The organism is Salinactinospora qingdaonensis, from assembly GCF_039539445.1.
Classification (GTDB): Bacteria; Actinomycetota; Actinomycetes; order Streptosporangiales; family Streptosporangiaceae; genus Salinactinospora; species Salinactinospora qingdaonensis.
The window spans coordinates 14,170-35,036 of sequence record NZ_BAABDD010000039.1; the positions used below are offsets into that span (position 1 = coordinate 14,170).

General features: G+C 68.2%; 17 protein-coding genes, 3 pseudogenes and 1 riboswitch. Of the genes and pseudogenes, 12 read left to right on the plus strand and 8 right to left on the minus strand.

The window, feature by feature from the left end; all coding sequences use genetic code 11:
* The first annotated feature begins 12 nt into the window (after window positions 1–12).
* Window positions 13–894, plus strand: coding sequence for a (2Fe-2S)-binding protein (locus tag ABD848_RS22780; protein ID WP_344976441.1), 882 nt, complete (start codon window positions 13–15; stop codon window positions 892–894).
* Between the two features lie 66 nt (window positions 895–960).
* Here the strand turns inward: ABD848_RS22780 and ABD848_RS22785 are convergent, their stop codons facing one another.
* The 4 genes from ABD848_RS22785 to ABD848_RS22800 all read right to left on the minus strand — a co-directional run bounded on the left by ABD848_RS22785 (window position 961) and on the right by ABD848_RS22800 (window position 5,570).
* Window positions 961–2,235 (minus strand): serine hydroxymethyltransferase, encoded by a 1,275-nt coding sequence (locus ABD848_RS22785; RefSeq protein ID WP_344976445.1) that lies wholly within the window; start codon window positions 2,233–2,235, stop codon window positions 961–963.
* Between the two features lie 4 nt (window positions 2,236–2,239).
* Window positions 2,240–2,620, minus strand: a complete 381-nt coding sequence (gcvH, locus tag ABD848_RS22790; protein WP_344976448.1) for a glycine cleavage system protein GcvH — start codon at window positions 2,618–2,620, stop codon at window positions 2,240–2,242.
* 123 nt (window positions 2,621–2,743) lie between these two features.
* Window positions 2,744–3,859 carry a glycine cleavage system aminomethyltransferase GcvT gene (gcvT, locus tag ABD848_RS22795; RefSeq protein ID WP_344976451.1) on the minus strand — a complete coding sequence of 372 codons (1,116 nt, stop codon included), beginning with the start codon at window positions 3,857–3,859 and terminating at the stop codon, window positions 2,744–2,746.
* 112 nt (window positions 3,860–3,971) lie between these two features.
* Window positions 3,972–4,071, minus strand: a riboswitch (glycine riboswitch).
* Window positions 4,072–4,508: 437 nt separating this feature from the next.
* Window positions 4,509–5,570: a 3-deoxy-7-phosphoheptulonate synthase gene (locus ABD848_RS22800; RefSeq protein WP_344976454.1), complete on the minus strand. Its 1,062-nt coding sequence runs from the start codon at window positions 5,568–5,570 to the stop codon at window positions 4,509–4,511.
* Between the two features lie 1,016 nt (window positions 5,571–6,586).
* Between ABD848_RS22800 and pip the strand changes: the two genes are divergently transcribed.
* On the plus strand, window positions 6,587–7,546 hold the full coding sequence (gene pip, locus ABD848_RS22805) for a prolyl aminopeptidase (RefSeq protein WP_344976457.1): 960 nt from the start codon (window positions 6,587–6,589) through the stop codon (window positions 7,544–7,546).
* Between the two features lie 71 nt (window positions 7,547–7,617).
* Here pip and ABD848_RS22810 read toward each other — a convergent pair whose 3' ends face one another.
* Complete coding sequence (locus tag ABD848_RS22810) at window positions 7,618–8,856, minus strand: NAD(P)/FAD-dependent oxidoreductase (protein WP_425567661.1); 1,239 nt, start codon at window positions 8,854–8,856, stop codon at window positions 7,618–7,620.
* A gap of 506 nt (window positions 8,857–9,362) precedes the next feature.
* Here ABD848_RS22810 and ABD848_RS22815 point away from each other — a divergent pair.
* A complete protein-coding gene (locus tag ABD848_RS22815; RefSeq protein WP_344976460.1) occupies window positions 9,363–10,259 on the plus strand; it encodes a 3'-5' exonuclease in 897 nt (298 codons plus the stop codon).
* 7 nt (window positions 10,260–10,266) lie between these two features.
* Here the strand turns inward: ABD848_RS22815 and ABD848_RS22820 are convergent, their stop codons facing one another.
* Window positions 10,267–10,545, minus strand: coding sequence for a hypothetical protein (locus ABD848_RS22820; RefSeq protein ID WP_344976463.1), 279 nt, complete (start codon window positions 10,543–10,545; stop codon window positions 10,267–10,269).
* 681 nt (window positions 10,546–11,226) lie between these two features.
* Between ABD848_RS22820 and ABD848_RS22825 the strand changes: the two genes are divergently transcribed.
* The 8 genes and pseudogenes from ABD848_RS22825 (at window position 11,227) to ABD848_RS22860 (ending at window position 19,949) form a co-directional block, all read left to right on the plus strand.
* Window positions 11,227–12,480 (plus strand): PP2C family protein-serine/threonine phosphatase, encoded by a 1,254-nt coding sequence (locus tag ABD848_RS22825; protein WP_425567662.1) that lies wholly within the window; start codon window positions 11,227–11,229, stop codon window positions 12,478–12,480.
* 68 nt (window positions 12,481–12,548) lie between these two features.
* Window positions 12,549–14,216 carry a sensor histidine kinase gene (locus tag ABD848_RS22830; protein ID WP_344976483.1) on the plus strand — a complete coding sequence of 556 codons (1,668 nt, stop codon included), beginning with the start codon at window positions 12,549–12,551 and terminating at the stop codon, window positions 14,214–14,216.
* Window positions 14,217–14,224: 8 nt separating this feature from the next.
* Window positions 14,225–14,659 carry a response regulator gene (locus ABD848_RS22835; protein ID WP_344976486.1) on the plus strand — a complete coding sequence of 145 codons (435 nt, stop codon included), beginning with the start codon at window positions 14,225–14,227 and terminating at the stop codon, window positions 14,657–14,659.
* Between the two features lie 250 nt (window positions 14,660–14,909).
* The gene (locus ABD848_RS22840) at window positions 14,910–15,428 is read left to right on the plus strand and encodes a low molecular weight protein-tyrosine-phosphatase (protein WP_344976466.1); all 519 of its coding nucleotides are present in this window, start codon (window positions 14,910–14,912) and stop codon (window positions 15,426–15,428) included.
* Between the two features lie 9 nt (window positions 15,429–15,437).
* Window positions 15,438–16,313 (plus strand): fructosamine kinase family protein, encoded by an 876-nt coding sequence (locus ABD848_RS22845; RefSeq protein ID WP_344976469.1) that lies wholly within the window; start codon window positions 15,438–15,440, stop codon window positions 16,311–16,313.
* A 160-nt stretch (window positions 16,314–16,473) separates the two neighbouring features.
* A pseudogene (locus tag ABD848_RS22850) lies at window positions 16,474–16,581 on the plus strand (DNA-binding response regulator); the annotation flags it as partial.
* Between the two features lie 422 nt (window positions 16,582–17,003).
* Entirely contained in the window at window positions 17,004–19,415 is a 2,412-nt protein-coding gene (gene lon / locus ABD848_RS22855) for an endopeptidase La (RefSeq protein ID WP_344976472.1), read from the plus strand.
* 183 nt (window positions 19,416–19,598) lie between these two features.
* A complete protein-coding gene (locus ABD848_RS22860; RefSeq protein ID WP_344976475.1) occupies window positions 19,599–19,949 on the plus strand; it encodes a nucleoside triphosphate pyrophosphohydrolase in 351 nt (116 codons plus the stop codon).
* A gap of 158 nt (window positions 19,950–20,107) precedes the next feature.
* Here the strand turns inward: ABD848_RS22860 and ABD848_RS22865 are convergent.
* Window positions 20,108–20,215: pseudogene (locus ABD848_RS22865) on the minus strand (DUF397 domain-containing protein); the annotation flags it as partial.
* 99 nt (window positions 20,216–20,314) lie between these two features.
* Window positions 20,315–20,723, minus strand: a pseudogene (gene tnpA, locus ABD848_RS22870) (IS200/IS605 family transposase).
* Between the two features lie 34 nt (window positions 20,724–20,757).
* Here tnpA and ABD848_RS22875 point away from each other — a divergent pair.
* Window positions 20,758–20,867 (plus strand): helix-turn-helix domain-containing protein (locus ABD848_RS22875; protein ID WP_344975792.1); only part of this gene is annotated, 110 nt, incomplete at its 3' end.

Sequence of the window (20,867 nt, forward strand, 5' to 3'; positions counted from 1 at the left end):
AGGCTTTCCTGTATGTCGCATCGTGCAACCGGTAGAGCCTCCTCCTTCACCGGCCATCCGCTGGCCGGCGTGGTGCGCTGGGTCAACGAGCGCGAACTCCACGTCAAAGTCCGGCTGCTCGCCACCGACGCCCCCGAGCCGCACGGCCAGGAGTGGGTGCGGGCCGACCGCGCCCCCCAGCGCGTACCGGAACTGATCGAACTACTGCGTTCGGCCGCCTGCCAGGGACACCAAGTGTCGGCGGCGGCCGTGCTCGCGGCCAACCTCGGCCGGTACGTCTTCGGGTTCGCCGCTGCCACCGCCTACCTGACGGGGCGGGCTCCCGGGCTCTCGGCGCCGCGGGTGTGGCTGAGGTTCAGCCCTTCCGGCGGGATCGATGAGCTCGCGCTGCGTCCAGCGGCCACTGCGGTGCTGCACAGCGACCCCATGGCCCAGTTCTCCGGGACGGTCGTCGTCGACGACGAGGCCGCGCTGGATCACTGGTTCATCCGGTCGGCGGTGACCACGCTCACCCCGATCCTGGCGGCGGTGCGCGACTACACGCGATTCGGGACCCGACCGCAGTGGAGTATGGCCGCCGACTCACTGTACTGGGCGCTGCTGCTGGCTTCCGACGAGGTTGGCCGGGACCAGTGGGCGGCGTGGGACCGGGCCACGCGCATGGTGGGCTACATCAACTGCGGCAAGCACCGGGTGACCCCACGGCAGCGCGCTTTCCCCCTCACCCTTGCGAGACGTCCCCCCGAGCGCCCCGAACGCCTCTTCCTGGTGCGGGGCGGTTGCTGCTTCTACTACAAGTACGCCGAGACCATGTGCGCCTCTTGTCCGCTGTCCAGCGACGAGGATCGGGAACGGCTGCTGCGCGGCCACTTCGAGTTGTCTGCGCGTAGCTGAAGGCGGCGGGCGCGGGCCATGGCCCCTGCCAGGGCCCGCGCCCCTCGAAAGGGTGGATCGTCCAGCTCAGCGCAGCCCGGGGTAGAGCGGGTGCTTCGCCACGAGCGCTTGGACCCGGTCGCTGAGCGCCGCGGCGTCGAAGTCGGGCTTGAGCGCATTGGCGATGATGTCGGCGACCTCGGCGAAGTCATCCTCGTCGAAGCCGCGCGTGGCCAGGGCCGGCGTGCCCACGCGCAACCCCGAGGTGACCATCGGTGGACGGGGGTCGTTGGGCACCGCGTTGCGGTTGACCGTGATACCGATATCGTGCAGGCGATCTTCGGCCTGTTGCCCGTCGAGTTCGGACTCGCGCAGGTCGACGAGGACCAGGTGTACGTCGGTACCCCCGCTGAGGACGTTCACCCCCACCTCGACAGCGTCGGAGCGGGTGAGCCGTTCGGCCACAAGCCGCGCCCCCGCCACGGTCCGGCGCTGCCGGTCGGCGAACTCCTCGCCGGCCGCCATCTTCAACGCCACCGCCTTGCCGGCGATGACGTGCTCCAGCGGTCCGCCCTGCATGCCGGGAAACACCGCCGAGTTGATCTTCTTGCCGTACTCTTCCTTCGCCAGGATCAGCCCGCCGCGGGGGCCACCCAACGTCTTGTGCGTGGTGGTGGTGACCACGTCGGCGTAAGGCACCGGGTTGGGGTGCAGGCCGGTGGCCACGAGACCGGCGAAGTGGGCCATGTCGACCATCAACAATGCCCCGACCTGGTCGGCGATGGCACGGAACCGCTCGAAGTCCAGGGTGCGGGGGTAGGCTGACCAGCCCGCGATGATCATCTTGGGCTGGTGCTCTTTGGCCAACGCCTCGATCTCGTTGTAGTCCAGCGTGCCGTCGGACTCGCGGACGTGGTAGGCCACCGGGTTGAGGATCTTCCCGGAGTAGTTGAGCTTCATGCCGTGGGTGAGGTGCCCGCCGTGGGCCAGGTCCAGGCCCAGGATCGTGTCACCCGGCTTGAGAAGCGAGAAGTAGACCGCGGTGTTGGCTTGGGCACCCGAGTGCGGCTGGACGTTGGCGTGCTCGGCCCCGAACAGTGATTTGGCGCGGTCGATGGCCAGTTGCTCGATGACGTCGACGTGCTCGCAACCGCCGTAGTAGCGCTTGCCGGGGTAGCCTTCGGCGTACTTGTTGGTCAGCACCGTGCCTTGGGCTTCAAGGACGGCCTGCGGCGCGAAGTTCTCGGACGCGATCATCTCCAGCGTGTCGCGCTGGCGCCCCAGTTCTGCCTCGACAGCGGCTGCAACCTCCGGATCCAGTTCGTGCAGCGACTGATTCAGGGGCTTACTCTCGGCGGTCATAGGATCAACCTTCGCCTTCAGTCAGTTGTGTGTACTGTTCCGGGGTAAGTAGACCGGTCGGGTCATCTGTGAGCTCAACCTTGAACAGCCATCCCTGGCCGTAGGGGTCACTGCCGATGATCTCCGGGTCATCGTCGGCGACCCGGTTGACCTCGACGACCTCTCCGTTCACGGGCGAGTAGATATCGCTGACCGACTTGGTGGATTCGACCTCACCGCAGGGCTCGCCCGCGGTGACGGTGGCACCGACTTCAGGCGCCTCAAGGTAGACGATGTCACCCAGGGATTCGGCCGCGTAGGCCGTGATACCGATGGTGGCGACGCCCTCGTTGACGGACACCCACTCGTGCTCGTTCGTGTAACCCAGCTCCGCGGGAACGCTCACTTCAACTCTCCAGGAGGTCTTTATTATCCAGCACGGCCCCGCGCGGGCGCGCGGGACCCAGACCGTCGGTGCCGCCTGTGGGGCGTGACCGCGAGGTCTTGATCCGTACCATGCCCCTTCAGGTCAGCGCTCTCGCTTATAGAAGGGAAGCGACACTACATCAACGGCTTCCGGCCGGCCTCGCACGTCCACGGCGAAGGCCCCCGTGCTCGTGTCGACGTCACTGTCGATGTAGGCCACCGCGATGGGGCGGCTAAGGGTCGGCGAGGGGGCCCCACTGGTGACGACACCGACCCGCTGATCGTCGCGCATGACCGCATACCCCTGCCGGGGAACGCGCCGACCATGCCCGACTAGACCCACCAATGTCTGACGGGGCCCCTGCTCAGCGCGTTTGGCCAGCGCCGACCGACCTACGAAGTCTCCGGGTTTGCCGAGTTTGACGACCCGGCCCAGTCCGGCCTCGAACGGGGTCACCTCAGTGCTCAACTCGTTGCCGTACAGCGGCATACCCGCTTCCAGGCGCAGCGTGTCCCGCGCCGACAGGCCGGCGGGAAGCACTCCGTGGGACTGGCCGGCTTCGACGAGCGCATCCCAGACGGCCGGTGCGTTCTCGCCTGGGCGGATGAAGATCTCGAAACCGTCCTCGCCGGTGTAGCCGGTACGGGCCAGCAGCACCGGGTAGCCGGCCACCGTCTGCCGGTAGCCGGCGTAGTATTTGATCGTCGTCAGATCCGCGTCGGTCAGCGGTGCGAGAAGCTGCGCCGCCTCCGGCCCTTGCAGGGCGATCAGCGCGTATTCGTCCGAGAGGTCGTTGACCTTGGTGTCAAAGCCGGCAGCGCGTTCGGTCAGGGCCGCGGCGACGGTCTCGCGGTTGGCGGCGTTTGCCACCACCAGGTATTCATCGTCGGCCAGCCGGTAGACGATGATGTCGTCGAGGACGCCGCCTTCGCTGTTGGTGAGCATGGTGTAGCGAGCGCGCCCCACCGTAACGGCCGAGAGGTGTCCCACGAGCGCATAGTCGAGGAACTGCGCCGCCTGCGGGCCGGTAACGTGAATCTCACCCATGTGTGAGAGGTCGAACAAGCCGGCTTTTTCGCGCACGGCCCGGTGTTCGGCGGTTTCGCTGCTGTAGCGCAGCGGCATGGACCAGCCGGCGAAATCGACAAGGGTAGCGCCCAAGCGTTCGTGGACCCCATGCAGCGGGGTCGGGCGGGCGCTGGTGGCGGACTCCGTCATAGGCACTCCCGAGAGGATGGACGTCGAGATTACGAGGGCTGCCCCGGCGAACCAACCGAAAACTCGACAGTTTCGGTCGCCTCGGCCGGCCCAACCAACGCCGACACTGTCATCCTCCCCCTCTGTCATGGTGCCTGAGAGCTTCGCCACCCCGCGGGGAGGCTTGCACCTTCGGCGAGGAGCGGTAGCCCCTGCTTTCCAGAGTGGTCTCACCCGCGCGGTCCGCTACGCCTGAGAGGTTCTCTGGGGAGGGAATTGCTCCTTCGGCGGCCCGGACTGGCTGCCCGGACACTCTCCCGTGCGGGGTCGGTGACGCGCTTCAGACTAGCAGTGCGCCCCCGCCCGCCCCAGAGGCGCCCTGGTGCGAGACGGGGGTATCCGCCCTATTAACCTGCCGTGACGTGGGAAAACGTCCCTGTCTTGGGGGTCGGCTCAGGGGTGACAGTGCCGGGGCGTGAGCCCCGTTGTCGCCCCCTCCTCGCGTGGGGCGTGATCAGTGTCACGCCTTTGGGGAGTGCTGGGCCGCGGTACTGCCGGCAGCCAACAACTGGTCAAGAACAGGGGGCAGCCACGCCGCGCTCGGCGCTCACCGCCGCCAGCTAGGACCGGCAGCGACGCGCCGAGGCAACGTGACCGGCGCTGGGCGCGCTCAGTCGGCGAGCTTGCGGCGCGTGCGTACCGACTCGGCCAAGTCGGCGAGGACACTTTCGGTGACCTCCCAGCTCATACACTTGTCGGTGATGCTTTGGCCATAGGTCAAGTCGGTGGGGTCGGCCAACTTCTGGTTGCCCTCGACCAGGAAGCTTTCCAGCATCACCCCGACGATGTCGTTTTGGCCGGCGGCGATTTGGGCGCCGATGGTTTCGGCCACACCGGGCTGGCGCCGGTGATCCTTGCCGCTGTTGGCGTGGCTGGCGTCGATCATCAGCCGGCGCGGCAGGCCGGCGTTGCCGATCACCTCCAGCGCGGTGTTGACGCTGTCGACGTCGAAGTTGGGGCCCGACCGTCCCCCGCGCAAAATGACATGGCAGTCGGGGTTACCGGAGGTGTTGACGACCGCGCCGTAGCCGTTGGGGTCCACCCCGAAGAACGTGTGGGAGGCTCCCGCGGCCGAGCAGGCGTCGACTGCGACCTGCACATCTCCGTCGGTGCCGTTCTTGAATCCCACCGGCATGCTCAGCCCACTGCTGAGTTGGCGGTGAACTTGGCTCTCGGTCGTACGGGCACCGATTGCGCCCCAACTGACGGCGTCGGCGATGTACTGGGGGGTGATGGGGTCGAGGAACTCCGTGCCGCAGGGGACACCGAGCGAGCCGATGTCGAGGAGGAGTTTGCGTGCTGTGCGTAGCCCGCGGTGCACGTCGAAGCTGTCGTTGAGGCCGGGATCGTTGATCAGGCCCTTCCAGCCCAGCGTGGTGCGGGGCTTTTCAAAGTAGACCCGCATGACCACGCACAAAGCGTCGTCGACGGCGGGCATGTACGCCTTGAGTCGGCGGGCGTAATCCAGCGCTGAGACGGGGTCGTGCACCGAACAGGGGCCCACGATGACGACGAGGCGGTCGTCGTCGGCGTCGAGCACGCGCTTGACCTCGGTGCGCGCCTCTTCTACAAGTGCGGTGCGTTCCGGCCCCATCGGCAGCTCCGCGAGGAGGTCCTCGGGAGCGATGAGTGGGCTGTAGCTGACGACACGAGTGTCGTTGGTGGTCGGCATGTCTTCCTTTTCCCTATCCCCGGTAAACCCATCTGCACCCTAACGCGCTGGTTGGTTGCCGAGGCCGGCCCCCTGGGGCGGTGTGGCCGGCGCTCATCCCCATCGGCCGTCTCCACGCAACGCGCGGGTTAGTCCTTGTCGTCGGTGCTCGTGTGAATCCATCGCCGCCGTGGCACGGCTCGCCGCGGAGGCTCTGAGTGGCGGCCATGGCCATCGGGCCCTCTGTGTGAGATGCGTCGCCCCGCGGCTGTGGGGCCCTCCCCCTGAGGCGGCGCACTCGGGCCATAGCGGTGGTGAGGGTGGTTGGTTCCAGTGCGACAGCGCCTCACCGGCGGTAGCGGATGGCGCTTCGCCAGCCTGGCTCGACATGACCCTCCACGTCCGCGGCGCTGTGACAGGGTTCACTGTAGCCGAGTGTGTCGTATGCGGTTATTAACCGTTGCGACGGGCGCCATTCGCCCTGGCGAGTCGCTGCCGCGCGGATTTCGATAACGGGACGGATACGGTGCTGATGTGGCCATTCGCACCGGTCGGCGCGGCAGGGCGGCGGAGTCTAGGATGACTCAAATGGATGAGTTGCGCGGCGATTGTGGCTCATGGTGTGCGGTCGGCACAGCAGCCCCGATCGAAGGTCGCGCGGCGCGGCGGTCTCGCAGCATCGGTCGGTGGTTTCGCGCGTGGCAACAGCGCCGCGGGCCCGCAGCGCGTCCCTGGGGGTGCCTCTCCGTTGGCTATGACCCGAGCCACTACGCCCGTCGATCGTCGGGCGGGAGGTGTGTCCCCACCCCGTGGAGTAGATGCGGTCGGAACCGTCCACACCGGCGGCATCTGCCACATAGCCGTGAACTCGATCCAACGCGCGATGGGCACTGATCACCGTCGAGAGTTACCGGGCCCGCGTACTGGCCGTTGAGCTAGTTGCCACGTCTGCCTGGGTCCCACTTTCGGCGCGGTCACCGTCGCTCGGCCTCCTGCACGACCGTCAGCCTCGTTGACAAAAGAAGGGCGCTCCTCTCATGCGCACGCTGTATCCGCCCATCGAGCCCTATGACAGCGGAACGCTCGATGTCGGTGATGGGCACGGCATCTACTGGGAGCTGTGCGGGAACCCGGCGGGAAAGCCCGTAGTGTTCCTCCATGGTGGCCCGGGCGCCGGCTGTACTCCCGACCACCGCCGGCTGTTCGACCCCCAGCGCTACCGGATTTTGCTGTTCGACCAGCGCAACTGCGGCCGGAGCACCCCTCACGCCAGTCGCATGGACACCGAGCTGCACACCAACACCACCTGGCACCTCGTCGAGGACATCGAGCGGCTGCGCAAGATGGTCGGTGTCAGTAAATGGCAGGTGTTCGGAGGTTCCTGGGGCAGTGCATTGGCGTTGGCCTACGCCGAGGAGCACCCCGAGCGTGTCAGCGAGCTCGTGCTCCGGGGGATCTTCACCCTACGTAACCAGGAATTGCTCTGGTTCTACCAGAGTGGGGCTTCCTTCCTCTTCCCCGACCTATGGGAGTCCTACCTCGCTCCCATCCCCGAGGACGAGCGCGACGACCTCATCGGAGCCTACGCCAAACGGCTCAGCTCGCCCGACCCCGAGGTTCGGCTGCGGGCAGCCCAGGCGTGGAGCGTGTGGGAGGGCTCCACCATCAAGCTGCTGCCCGACGAGAAGCTCCGCGCCGTCCATGCCGAGCCCTCCTACGCGCTGGCCTTCGCGCGTATCGAGAACCACTACTTTCTCCACGGCGGGTTCTTCACGCCGGGCCAGCTCATCGAGAACGCCGGGAAGCTGCGCTCCACCCCCGGCGTCATCGTCCAGGGCCGCTACGACGTGTGCACGCCGGCCACGACCGCTTTCGACCTGCACCGCGCCTGGCCGGAGGCGGAGTTCTTGCTTGTCGATGACGCCGGGCACGCTTTCGACGAGCCCGGCATCCTGCACCACCTCATCGAGGCCACCGACAGTTTCGCCTTCGGATGAGCCGGGCCGGCGGTGGTCATCTCGCTGTCGCGGGGTGACCACCGCGCTCTCGCGGCGTGGTTCGGCACGGGTCAGCCCGCGGCAGCCGCCAGCGCTTCATCCCACGTCGTCTCGGCGGCCAGCAGGGGGCGGTACCGCATAACTTTGGGGGTAGAGCGCAGGCCGAGCACCCCCACGAGGCGTCCCGCGCGGCCCAAAAACGCGACGAACTTGCGGCTTTCGGGGGAACCGTGGACGAATTCCACCTCGTCGGCTGGCGCCGCCTGCCCCAGGAGTTGGACTTTCCCGCCATACTGGTCGGACCAGAAGTAGGGGACCGGGGTGTATTCCCGCTTGCTGCCCGCACCGGCTAGCAGGTTGTGGGCGGCCACCTCCGCCTGCTCGCTGGCGTTGGTCCAGTGCTCCAGTCGTAGGCGCCCGCCATAGCGCGGGTGCGGCCAACTGGCGATGTCGCCTGCGGCGAACACACCGGGCAGTGAGGTCTCGCAGTGGGCGTTGCACTGCACCCCGCCCAGGTCGGGGTCGAGTCGCACCCCCGAGTCGGCCAGCCAGTCGGTGTTGAGCTCCACCCCTAGACCAGCCACCACCAGGGGAGCTGTCACGGTGCTGCCGTCGGACAGCCGGAGGCGCTCCACCCGGTTGTGGCCGGGGCCGGAGTCGAACCCCACCACGCCGGCCCCCAGTCGGAGGTCCACCCCGTTGTCGCGGTGCAGTTCGGTCAGCACCGTCCCCACCCGCGGATCGATCGCCCGCGTCATCGGCGTGGAAGCCGCCTCGATGAGGGCCACTTCCAGGCCGAGCGTGCGCGCGCTCGCCGCAACCTCGGCGCCGATGAAACCGGCACCGATCACCGCGATCCGGTCGACGCCGGCCATGGCCTCGCGCAGTTCTTTGGCGTCGTCGAGCGTGCGCAACACGTGCACCCCGGCCAGCTCGGTCGCGGGGGCACGCGCTCTGGCGCCGCTGGCGATCACAATGCCGTCACAGGTCAGCGCGGCGCCGTCGGACAGTTCGACGCGGCGCTGGCCCGGCAGTAGCCGCTGGGCGCGCCGTCCCAGCCGCAGGTCCAGCTCCAGCGCGTCCAACTGTGCGGTCTCACGAAGCCACACGCCCTGCTCCTGGGCCGCCTGCCCGCCCTTGCCGGTGAGGAACTCTTTCGACAGGGGAGGCCGAGAGTAGGGAAGGTGTGGCTCCTCGCCGACGAGGGTGATCCTCCCTTCGAACCCGCCATCGCGCAGCGACTCCGCAACACTGAGCCCGGCCATCCCGGCTCCGACGACGACGATGTGGTCCAACAGCTCTGCCTCCAACCATCCAGGGGCGCGTAGTAGCCACGCGGGGCTCTTCAGCCTAGACGGCTCGTCGCGGGCCAGGCGCCCCTTGGATCTGCTCCGCCCGCCCCGCAACAGCCACGGATGCGCGTAGGGACGGGGCGGGGCCCGTTTGCTCCGCTGAGCACGCCGGCCGAGGCGAAAGCGAGGGGGCCTCTCACGCCCGCGTGGTGGCGGTGCGGCCACGGCGGGACCCGCAGTCAGCGCGGAAGACCGCTCGGCGGTGGGAGAGCCACCCGGCACAGCCGTATCCGCCTGCCCCGAGAGTTGGCACCGTGCACCCGGCCAGTGTGTGTTTACGCGGGTCGTGTCGCTGCCAGCGGGTAGGGTCGTGAGTTGGCCCTTCCGCGAGAGCACCCTTATGTGGTTGCAGGGAGAGGCCGCCTGGCTCCTGCCGAGGCCGGCGGGGGTGAATCCGACGGACAGGGGACCACGACGTGCTGGACGATGGCCGCGCTGGCCGGCGCGCACTCCTTCAGGGGACCTTGACCAGGTCTCGGTGGGGTGTCCGGGCGCGCGATCTCGAATACGCGGTGCTCGATGTCGAGACCACCGGTCTGCAACCGGCCGAGGGAGCCCGCGTGTGCGAGATCGCGGTGGTGCGCATGCGCGGCGACGGCACTGTGGTGCGCGAGTTCACCACTTTGGTCGATCCCCGCGTCCCCGTCACCGGACAACAGTTCCACGGTATCGCCGGCGGCGACGTCATTGGAGCCCCGACTGCGGCCGACCTTGTGGGCGACCTCACCGAACTGTTCTCGGGGGCAGTGGTCGTGGGGCACAACCTCGACTTCGAGGAGCGGTTCCTGGCCGCGGAGTTCGTCCCCGCCGGCCTGCCGGCCGGCGCGGTCGGGCTGTGCACACTGCTCGCCCTGCGGTCCCAAGTCGAACTGCGGCGCTATTCGCTGCCGCGCGCCTGTCACGCCCTCAACGGACGCTGGCCCACCGGGCAGCATACGGCGTTGGGTGACGCCCGCGCCTGTGCCCAGATGCTCGCCGAGCTGATCGCCAACGCTCCCGGGGAACTGCGCTTCCTGGGGCCGCGGCCGGTGACGCTGCCCCCGCCGCCCCGCCCTGCCGGGCAGGCACGGCTCAAGTCGCGCCTACCGACGGGCACGTTGGCGGCGCGGTTGTCGCGCGGCAGTCTCCGTGGGGCCCCCGCGCACCCGCTGCGTCGCTGGCCCAGCCTGTGGCGTCCGTTGGAACTCGAACCTCAGATGTGCACTGGGCCATTCACCCCTGAGCAGCGCACGGCCGCCGTCACCGCGGCTAAGGCCCGATGGCTGCGCATGGGCGCGGTCTCGGCCACAGCGGCCCTGACGGGTACCGTCGCCGCCGCTGTGGCGGCCCGCGCGCTCGTGCGTCGGGTGCTGCCGAGCTAACGATCCCTCAAAGGCTCGACAGCGTCAGGAAGAACGCCACGATGAGCATGCTGCCGCCCAGCGTCGTCAGTGTGGCGCGTCCCGCCTCAGTGAGGCGCGCCGGGGCCATGTGTAGGCGCGGCGGGGGTGGGGTTCGAGAGCGCGTCGCAGTGGCCCGTGAAGCGCCCCGTGACGGGGACACCTGGGTGCTGGGGGCGTTGGTGAGGCGTCTCCCCACGCGGGGGACGCGGTTGAACGCTGCGATGGCTACCAGCACGGCACCGGTCAGGATCAGCGCGAGCGACACCTTCGGGGTCCTTTCGGACTAACGAGCACCTTCCCGCACCGTATTCTCCGCTATTTACCCCGGGCGCGCCGCGTTTCGACAACAACGTCCTCTGGGGCCTGTGGGGCCGGGTATCACGATGGCCCGTTGCGGGCATTGGGGCCGGTATCGGCGTGTCGTGTTGTGGAGTGGCGATGTTCACCGATGGGGCCGGCGCGATGCCGCTGTGTTCTCGGTTCTCGGCCGCGCGTTGTGACGAGCCCATGGTCGAGTGCGGAGGGATCGGGGCCACAGTGCTGTTCACAATCCGTTATGAATCCGTGTCGGGCCAGCCTCCGCCGGAGTCGAGGGCGCCCCGCCTTTCTGGCGCTGTCGTGGCTAGCAGGTATTCTTGCCTGGGAATTCGGTGCTTCACGACCATCGCCGCTATAGGGGAAGGTTCCGAATTCATACACCGAACGTCCCTCGTGCAATCCCGCTGGCGACATGACATTGCGGACGGTTATTGTTTGGCATCGTTTGACTTGCCGTGAGTCTGCCACGTGCCGGCGCCTCCCCCTGAGCGGGCTCCCCCGGTCTTCGGTGAAGGCGGGCTCTGGTGACGTACGGCACCAACGGACCCTGAGGAGGCTCATGAGTGCCCCGGGAAGCGAGGCGAGGCGCCGCTGAGCGCTGAACGACTGGTCGACGTAGAGGCGATGTGTGGATACCAGCAAAACAGGGCACGATCCCGCGGCCGTCACCGAGACGCGCCCGCATGTCGGCGGTGACTCCGTCGAGACGGTGACCGAAACCCCCGCTTCAGCAGGCGAGCCCGTAGAGATCCTGCTCATCGAGGATGACGCCCAGGACGCTTTCCTCGTCGAGGAGTTACTCGACGAGGTCGCACTCGATGCCAACATCACCTGGGTTGCCACGCTGGCGGACGCCCGCAAGCACTTCTCTGGTTTCCGGGGTTGCGTGCTGCTCGATTTGAACCTGCCCGACGCCAGCGGTATAGAGCTGCTGCGCGAGGTACTCACCTCAGCGCGTTCGGCCGCCGTGGTCGTACTCACCGGACTTGACGACGAACACGAGGGTATCGAGGCGGTGGCCACCGGTGCCCAGGACTATCTGGTCAAGGGCCAGGTCGACGGTTCGCTGTTGGCGCGGAGCCTGCGTTATTCCATCCAGCGGCGCCGCTCCGACGAGCACGCCCGCCAGTTGCGCGAAGCCGAGATGTACGCTCGGGAGAACCTGCGGCTGGAGCGCGGCCTGCTGCCCCAGTTGCTGCTCGACCACTCCCCGCTGAACCCGCGGTCCTTCTACCGGCCCGGCCGGAAACGGGCCCTGGTGGGTGGTGATTTCTTCGACGCGGTGGACAAGGACGGCGTTACCCACATCATCATCGGCGATGTGAGCGGTCACGGACCCGACGAAGCCGCCTTGGGCGTGTGCCTGCGCATCGGCTGGCGCGCTCTGGTCATGGGCGGAGTCGCCGAGGAAGCGCTGCTGCCGGCGTTGGAAGACATACTCGTCAGTGAACGTGCCCAAGAGGAGAAGTACGCCACCTTGTGCCAGGTCAGCATCGACAACGGCACCGAGACCGCGCGGGTCCGACTGTTCGGTCACCCGCCGCCGTTGGTCATCAAGGATGGCGTTTCCGAAGTGAGCGCCACCCCGCGCCCGCCGTTGGGCGTGTTTCCCGACGTCCACCCACCAGTGGAGGAGTTCTCGTTCCCTCGAGGCTCCACTCTCATGCTCTACACCGATGGGCTCGTCGACGCCTACGACGGCGAGACTCCGCGGCGGCTAGGCGTCGAGGGGCTCAGCCGTATCCTCAGTTCGGTGCTCGCGGAGGGCACCTCGATCAACGATCTCCCCGAACGTCTGGTTGACGAGGCTGAACGCTATAACGGCGGTCCGTTGCAGGACGACGTCGCCATGCTCCTTTTGACCCATGAGGATCTTCAGTGAGCCACTCAACCGGCTCCCAACCGAGTGAGCAGCCTCATCGCGTCGGTTCGGCCGACCAGCCCGGGCGGATGGATCGGCTCGGCCGCTTCGGCCGTTCCACGCGCGTGCGGCTGTGGTCGCTGCGGCGCAGGGTGATGGTGCTGCTCGCCACCGTGGGGGTGGTGCTGGTCGCCTCGGTCGCCACGATCACCGGGGCCGCCTTCGAAGCCCGCGACGCCATGATGCGCATCGTCGACCAGCTTGCGCCCGCTCAAAGCGCCGTACAGCAGACCAAGGCCGCTTACCTCAACCAGGACAATGGGGTGCGGGGTTTCGCCCTCACCGGTGATGTCGAGTTCCTCTCGCCCTACCAGCAGGGGCGCACCACGTTGCAGGACAGCCGGCCCACGCTGCGCGAGGTCGCCGGTGACAACGAGGAGATCGACTCCGACATCCGACAACTCCTCAACGCTGGCGAGGCCTGGCATCGGGACTTCGCCAACCCCACCCTCGCCAAGGTGGAAGACGGAGAGGAGGTCACTGCCGAGGACTACGAGCTGGGGCGGGAACGCTTCAACGACCTGCGGGCCGCGGCCAACGACGCCGAGCAGCGCATCGACCTGGAGATGGCTCAGGCCCGAGACGGTCTGGCCACAGCCACCCAGCAGCTCATCGCGCTGCTGGTGCTCGTGGGAGCCGTCATGGTGGTGCTCAGCGTCTTCCTGTGGATCATGTTGCAGCACTGGGTGCTGCGCCCTCTCGACGAGTTGGGGCGCCACCTCCAGCAGGTCGCCGACGGCTACTACACCCACCGCATCGAGGTGGAGGGCGCCCCGGAGCTTCAGCAGGTCGCCCGCGATGTCGACACGATGCGCATGCGCATCGTCAGCGACCTCGACGAAGTCGGCTCGGCGCGGCGCACCCTCCAGGAGCAGTCGGAGCTGTTGGAGCGCCAGACCGAGGAGCTGCGCCGCTCCAACTTGGAGCTGGAGCAGTTCGCCTATGTCGCCTCCCACGACCTCCAGGAGCCGCTACGCAAGGTCGCCAGCTTCTGCCAGTTGCTCCAGCGTCGCTACCGCGGTCAGCTTGACGAACGCGCCGACTCCTACATCGACTTCGCCGTTGAGGGCGCCAAACGGATGCAGACCCTCATCAGCGACCTGCTGGCCTTCTCCCGCGTCGGGCGCACCAAGAACTTCGCTCCCGTGGACCTAGAAGAGGCCCTCCAAGACGCCCTGCGCAGCCTTGACGCCGCGCTGGAAGAGGTCGGAGCGGTCGTCAACGGCGATGAGCTTCCTGTGGTCAACGGTGACCGCACCCTGCTGACGCAGGTGTTTTTCAACCTGATCAACAACGCGATCAAGTTCCGTGGGGACGAGGCGCCCCGCGTCTACATCAGTGTCGAAGAGCGCGACGATGAGTGGGTCTTCTGCTGTGCCGATAATGGGATCGGTATCGAACCCCAGTACGCAGAGCGCGTCTTCGTGATCTTCCAGCGGCTCCACACGCGCGACAAGTACGGCGGCACCGGTATCGGCCTAGCCATGTGCAAGAAGATCGTGGAGTTTCACGGCGGACGAATCTGGCTCGATATCGAACCGGAAATTGTCGGCACACGGATCTGCTGGTCGCTGCCAGTCGAAGCCGACCCCGGCGACGGTACCGCCAGCGACACCACAGAGGAGACCGGCGAAGGGCACGGGCAGGACCACGCCCAGCCTCCCGACTCCGAAAGAGACGAAGGTATGAGAAATTGAGCGAGGTCATGATGGTGCAACCCATAGAGGTGCTGCTGGTCGAGGACGACCCCGGCGATGTTCTCATGACCAAGGAAGCCTTCGAGGAACACAAGGTGGGCAACCGCCTGCACGTGGTCTCCGACGGTGTCGAGGCGCTGCGGTTCCTGCGCCGGGAAGGCGAGTACACCAACGCCCCACGCCCGCACCTCATCTTGCTCGACCTCAACCTGCCCCGCAAGGACGGCCGGGAGGTCCTCGAAGAGGTTAAGAAGGACGATGCCCTCGCCCACATCCCCATCGTGGTGTTGACGACCTCTGAAGCTGAGGAGGACATACTGCGCAGCTACCGGCTGCACGCCAACGCCTACGTCGCCAAGCCCGTCGACTTCGACCAGTTCATCAAGGTCGTTCGCCAAATCGACGACTTCTTCGTCACCGTCGTACGCCTGCCCCGAGGCTGACCAGTGGGGCCGCGGCGGCCGGCCCCCACTGCCACGGTTGCCTCCGACGGCCACACCGGCCGCGGCCAGCAGCCGGTTCGCTCTCTCTCAGCGCCTTCACGCATTCCAACGCCCGCGCCCCAAGCCTGCCTCGCCGTTTTCCCCACGTTGTCGAGGAGTGGCCATAACCGGGCAATTCCGGGCGCCACGCCGTTTCCCGCGTAATCAGGGGGCCATGATCGATCGCGCAAAGTGGGTTACGGTTGTGCGCATGAGCGTGCCGGAACCTCGCGATCCACTTGGCCCTTACCGTATCTGCCTCGTCTGCTTGGGCAACATCTGCCGTTCCCCTATGGCGGAACAGGTCCTGCGTACCGACCTGGAACGCGCCGGCCTAGGGGAGGCCGTCGTCCTCGACAGCGCCGGCACCGGGAATTGGCATATCGGCTCCGGTATGGACGAGCGTGCCGCCGCCACACTGCGCGTCCACGGCTATCCCACCGAACATGTGGCGCGCGTGTTCCAGCCCGCCTGGTTCGCCGAGCGTGACCTCGTCTTGGCTATGGACACCGACAACCTCGCCGACCTTAGCCGCCTCGCCCCCGACGAGGAGGCTGCGCGCACCCGACTGCGGCTGTTCCGCTCCTTCGCGCCCGGCACCGGCCTCCACCCCGAAGTCCCCGATCCTTACTACGGCGGTGACGACGGCTTCACCACTGTTCTCACCATGATCGAAAGCGCGAGTAAGGGCCTGACCGGCGAACTGGCCATGCTGCTGGCTGCGGACTAAGGGGCCGTCATGGAATCCGTTGCCGAGCGCGTCGCGGAGTTGACCGGCCGCGAGGTCGACTCCACCACCTCGTTGGGCGCCAGCCATGAGTGGCACCTCCACCGCGCCGTCCTTGACGACGGCCGGGCGCTGTTCGTCAAGGCCGTGCCCAGCGGGCGCGGTTCAGCGCACCTGACTGGCGTGTTCCGCGCTGAAGCGCTGGGCCTGGACTGGCTCGGGCGCTCCTTCGGCTCGCCCGTTCCCGAGGTCGTGGGTTGGGACACCCGCACCCTCGTCACCTCATGGGTGGAGCAGCGCGAGCCCACCCCCCACGCGGCGGCTAGCTTCGGCCACCAGTTGGCGGCGATGCACCTGGCCGGAGCCGAGACGTTCGGCGCCAGTTGGGACGGTTTCATCGGCCCGCTGCCGCTGGACAACACGCCCGCCCAAGAGTGGCCGCGCTTCTACGCCGAACAGCGGCTCGCCCCCTACCTGCGTAAGGCAGCCGATCGGGGAGCGCTCACCCCCGGCGACGTCCGGCTGGTCGAGAAGGTCGTCGACGCTGTCGAAGAGTTGGCCGGGCCACCGGAGGCGCCGGCCCGCATCCATGGGGACCTGTGGAGCGGCAACGTGCTGTGGCAAGACGAGGGGGCCGTCGTCATCGACCCGGCCGCCCACGGCGGCCACCGCGAGGCCGACCTGGCCATGCTCGCCCTGTTCGGCCTGCCCTACCTCGACCGGGTGCGCGACGCCTACAACGAGGCGGCGCCGCTGGCCTCGGGATGGCGCGCCCGCATCCCGCTGCACCAGTTGCACCCGCTGCTGGTGCACGTGTGCCTGTTCGGCGCGGCCTACCGCACCACCACGCTGGACGCCGCCCGCGCCGCCCTGCACGGCGGAGGGTGACCCCGGCCCCCGGGGTGCCGGGGGAGCCGCTGTGGATGCCGGTCCCGCCGTCGCCGTCGGACCTGCTCGATGCCCGCCTACCTGGGCCTGTTCGGCGGCCAGTCGCTCACCCGGCCGGCGGTAGGCGGCAATTTCCTCGCAACCGCCGCACGGGGCGGCATCGTCTGCAACCGCGCGCAGCCACGTGAGTCGGGCCGTGGTCGAGCTGCAAGCTCGCGACCGCGACCGGTTCGTCGTCATCGCCTACCGCTGTGGTCTGGCGAGTTGACGGCGCCCCTGAGCACTCCCGGACATCGCGCCCTCCCTCGGCACCCGGCCCTTCGTATCGGCCGCGGCGCCCCATGGCGCTCTGGTCACAGCGAGGATGGCCGCCTGGTGCCCCTCGTGACGATCATGCAGCCTCATGCCCCGCGGGCTGCCGAGATCGCGAAGCGATCGAGGCACGAGCGAACGGAGAACACTCCCCACGGCCCACGGCCCAGCCGTTCAAAAACAGAACCTAAGCCCACGGCGAACCGTCCCGTGCCCCGCCCGCAGGCCGGAACAACTCCCCGCGTCGCGGTGTTGCGGTACGGCACAGACCAGCACTGATACGACTCCGGCCCGGCGATCGCTCACGGCGAAACCCCACAGGGGAAGAAAACCGGGCTCTTTTTTATTGAGTCTGAGTGACTCAATAAGGAGGGTCTGATGACTGAGACGCAGTCCGACGTGACGTTGCCCGTCCTGCCGCTCGATGACGACGTCGTTCTTCCCGGCATGGTCGTGCCGGTGGACATCTCCGAACAAGAAGTCCGTACCGCCGTGGACGCCGCCCGTGCCGGTAACGACACCGCAGCCAAGGCGCCCGGCGTGCGCTCTGCGCCCAAGCCGCGCGTGCTCATCGTGCCGCGCGTCGACGGCTCTTATGCCGAGATGGGAACAGTGGCCACCGTCGAACAGGTCGGCCGCACCTCTGGCGGCGAACCCGCCGCCGTGCTGCGCGGTGTCGCGCGGGCGCGCGTGGGAAGCGGCGCCACCGGACCCGGCGCGGCCCTGTGGGTCGTGGCCACACCCCACGAGGACACCGCTCCCGAGGGGGGCTGGCCCGGCAGGGTCCAAGAGCAGGCCCGCGAGTACAAGACCCTGCTCACCAGCTACCTGCACAAGCGTGGCGCATGGCAGCTCATCGACGGGATTCAGCAGGTCGACGATCCCGCGACGCTGGCCGACCGCGGCGGCTACTCCCCCTTCCTCAAGGTCGCCCAGAAGCTGGAGCTGCTTCAGACCTACGACGTCTCCGAGCGCCTGACCAAGCTCATCGAGTGGACGCGCGAGTACCTCGCCGAACTCGACGTGACCGAGACGATCAACCAGGACGTCCAAGAAGGCGTCGACAAGCAGCAGCGCGAGTTCCTGCTGCGCCGCCAGATGGAGGCCATCCGCAAGGAGCTCAACGAGCTGTCGGGCAAGCCGGGCAGCGAGGAGGAGGACTACCGCGAGCGCGTGGAGGCCGCCGACCTGCCCGAGCACGTCCGCAAGGCCGCGCTGGAGGAGGTCGACAAGCTGGAGCGCGCCGGCGACTCCTCACCCGAGGTGGGCTGGATTCGCACCTGGCTCGACACCATCCTCGACATGCCCTGGAACGAACGCACCGAGGACGCCTACGACGTCAGCGGCGCCCAGCAGGTCCTCGACGCCGACCACACCGGCCTCGACGACGTCAAGGACCGCATCATCGAGTACCTGGCGGTGCGCAAGCGCCGCGAGGAGCAGGGCATGGGCGTGGTCGGCGGGCGCCGCAGCGGCGCCGTGCTGGCCCTGGTCGGCCCGCCCGGCGTGGGCAAGACCTCGCTGGGCGAGTCGGTCGCGCGCGCCATGGGACGCTCGTTCACCCGCGTGGCGCTGGGCGGGGTGCGCGACGAGGCCGAGATCCGCGGCCACCGCCGCACCTACGTGGGCGCGCTGCCGGGCCGGATCGTGCGCGCCATCCGGGAGGCCGGCACGATGAACCCGGTGGTGCTGCTCGACGAGGTCGACAAGGTCGGCAGCGACTTCCGGGGCGACCCCACCTCCGCGCTGCTGGAGGTGCTCGACCCGGCGCAGAACCACACCTTCCGCGACCACTACCTGGAGGTCGACCTCGACCTGTCCGACGTGGTGTTCCTGGCCACCGCCAACACGGTGGAGACCATCCCGCCCGCGCTGCTGGACCGTATGGAGCTGGTGGAGCTCGACGGCTACACCGAGGACGAGAAGGTCACCATCGCCCGCGACCACCTGCTGCCGCGCCAGTTGGAAAAGGCCGGGCTGCGGCCGGGCGAGGTCAGCCTCGACGACGAGGCGCTGCGCCGCATGGCCGCCGAGTACACCCGCGAGGCCGGGGTGCGTGCCCTGGAGCGCTCGATCGCGCGCGTGCTGCGCAAGATCGCGGCGTCGCTGGCGCGCGGGGAGCGCGAGCTGCCGGTGGCGGTGGGTGGCGACGACCTCACCGGCTACATCGGCCGGCCCCGCCACACACCCGAGACCGCCGAGCGCACGGCGGTGCCCGGAGTGGCCACGGGGCTGGCGGTCACCGGGACCGGCGGCGAGGTGCTGTTCGTGGAAGCCTCGCTGGCCGACGCCGAGTCGGGCGCCGGCGGGTTGACGCTGACCGGCCAGCTCGGCGACGTGATGAAGGAGTCGGCCCAGATCGCGCTCTCCTACCTGCGCTCGCGCGGCGCGGAGCTGGAGCTGCCCGTGGGCGACCTCAAGGACCGCGGCGTGCACCTGCACGTCCCGGCCGGGGCGATCCCCAAGGACGGCCCCAGCGCCGGGGTGACCATGACCACCGCGCTGGCGTCGCTGCTGTCGGGGCGGATGGCGCGTTCGGACGTGGGCATGACCGGTGAGGTGTCGCTGACGGGCCGGGTGCTGCCCATCGGCGGGGTCAAGCAGAAGCTGCTGGCCGCCCACCGCGCCGGCGTCACCACGGTGCTCATCCCCGCCCGCAACGAGCCCGACCTCGACGACGTGCCCGAGCACGTGCTGCGCGAGCTGACCGTCCACCCGGTCAGCGACGTCCGCGAGGTCTTGAACCTCGCCCTGGAACCCGCCGAGGCCCCACAGCGCCTCGCGGCCTGACCGAGCCCCAGACGGCCCGAGCGAGCCCGGTGGGGCGCCGGAACCTCCCGACGCCCCACCGGCCGTCACGTCCACGGGAAGCGTGTCCTGGCGTGCTTTCCGTGAATCGAGCCATTCGCTCCTGCCGGTCGCCCCGCTCTTTCTAGAATGTGGCGCCGTTGACGCAAGCCGAGGAGGGACGCTGTGCGGCTGGTCGTGCGGTCGGGAGGACTAGGAAAACGGAAAAGGGGCAAGCTGGTGCGTGACCGGATTCCCCACATCATTCGCAGTGAAGGTGGGAATCCGGTCACGCATACCGCTGGCCCGCAGGAGTACCGGCACAGATTGCGGGAGAAGCTGAGCGAGGAAGTGGCGGAGTTCCTCGCCGCGAAGGAGGACCGAGCCCCCGAGGAGCTGGCCGATATTTTAGAGGTGATCCACGCCCTCGCCCACGATCTGGGGATCGACGAGGAAAAACTCGAAAAGATCCGCCGCTCCAAGGCCGAGGAGCGAGGAGGCTTCGCCGACCGCGTCATCTGGAGCGGAAACCGCTGAACCGGAAGCGCCGTGCCCGTCACGGCGGCAGGATGACGCGACGCCATCCGTTTCCGGAAGCCGGGGAGACCCATCACCGGGAACATGGCCGGCTTCCCAGATGAGGGAACGCACCGCAAGGGCTGTCAGGCCGGGGCAGCCCTGTAGTGGTGCGCCGTCTACAGTTCCTCAGCGCGGAGCGTGCCGAGGAGGGTCGTCCATTCGGTGCTGGGGATGCTGAGGTGCCCGAGGTGGGGGTGTTTGGAGTCGCGTATGGCGACCAGGTTCGTCGGTAGTGCTTCGCCGTTTACGGCGGAGGTGAGGCCGACCTTTCCGCGTAGCGGGGCAGGGAAAGCTGAACCGCCGTTAGGCGGTCCGGCGCACCTTCACTGCGGACGCTCCCGCTGTTCGATGTACTGGCGCGGCACGGTCAACGGGGCCCCGCCCACCGAACCGGCGAAGGAGGAGCCCGACCAGAGTCGCGTGGCCCGCCGGTAGTGTCGGACAAGCTCGGGGAACTCCTGGCGCAACCGGCGCGAGGACACCCCTTTTGCGGCTGTTGACCGGTGTGGAGACCGCGACTTTGGGCGGGAAGGTCACCAGTAGATGCACATGGTCGTCCTCACCGTTGAACTCCACCGGTTCGACCTCGAAGTCTGCGCGCACCGATCGCATGATCTCCTCCATGCGGTGCAGGTGGAGCTCGGAGCACACCGCGTGCCGGTACGTCGTCACGAAAACCAAGTGCGCGTGCGGAACGAAAACGTAGTGCCGGCCGGTTGTGACCGTTCGTATGCATCTGTGAACCGATGGTAGTACGCTTGTTCGTATGCAGCTTCGGTACAGCTTCCGTCTGTACCCGAACGGTCCCCAGCGCGCCGCGCTGGCGCGGGCCTTTGGGTGTGCGCGGGTGGTCTACGTGCGACACGAGGTCGCACC

Coding starts and splice junctions, on each gene's coding strand:
- ABD848_RS22780 (WP_344976441.1), top strand. CDS start 13: ATGTCGCATCGTGCAACCGGTAGAGCCTCCTCCTTCACCGGCCATCCG.
- ABD848_RS22785 (WP_344976445.1), bottom strand. CDS start 2,235: ATGACCGCCGAGAGTAAGCCCCTGAATCAGTCGCTGCACGAACTGGAT.
- gcvT (WP_344976451.1), bottom strand. CDS start 3,859: ATGACGGAGTCCGCCACCAGCGCCCGCCCGACCCCGCTGCATGGGGTC.
- ABD848_RS22800 (WP_344976454.1), bottom strand. CDS start 5,570: ATGCCGACCACCAACGACACTCGTGTCGTCAGCTACAGCCCACTCATC.
- pip (WP_344976457.1), top strand. CDS start 6,587: ATGCGCACGCTGTATCCGCCCATCGAGCCCTATGACAGCGGAACGCTC.
- ABD848_RS22830 (WP_344976483.1), top strand. CDS start 12,549: ATGGATCGGCTCGGCCGCTTCGGCCGTTCCACGCGCGTGCGGCTGTGG.
- ABD848_RS22835 (WP_344976486.1), top strand. CDS start 14,225: ATGATGGTGCAACCCATAGAGGTGCTGCTGGTCGAGGACGACCCCGGC.
- ABD848_RS22840 (WP_344976466.1), top strand. CDS start 14,910: ATGAGCGTGCCGGAACCTCGCGATCCACTTGGCCCTTACCGTATCTGC.
- ABD848_RS22845 (WP_344976469.1), top strand. CDS start 15,438: ATGGAATCCGTTGCCGAGCGCGTCGCGGAGTTGACCGGCCGCGAGGTC.
- lon (WP_344976472.1), top strand. CDS start 17,004: ATGACTGAGACGCAGTCCGACGTGACGTTGCCCGTCCTGCCGCTCGAT.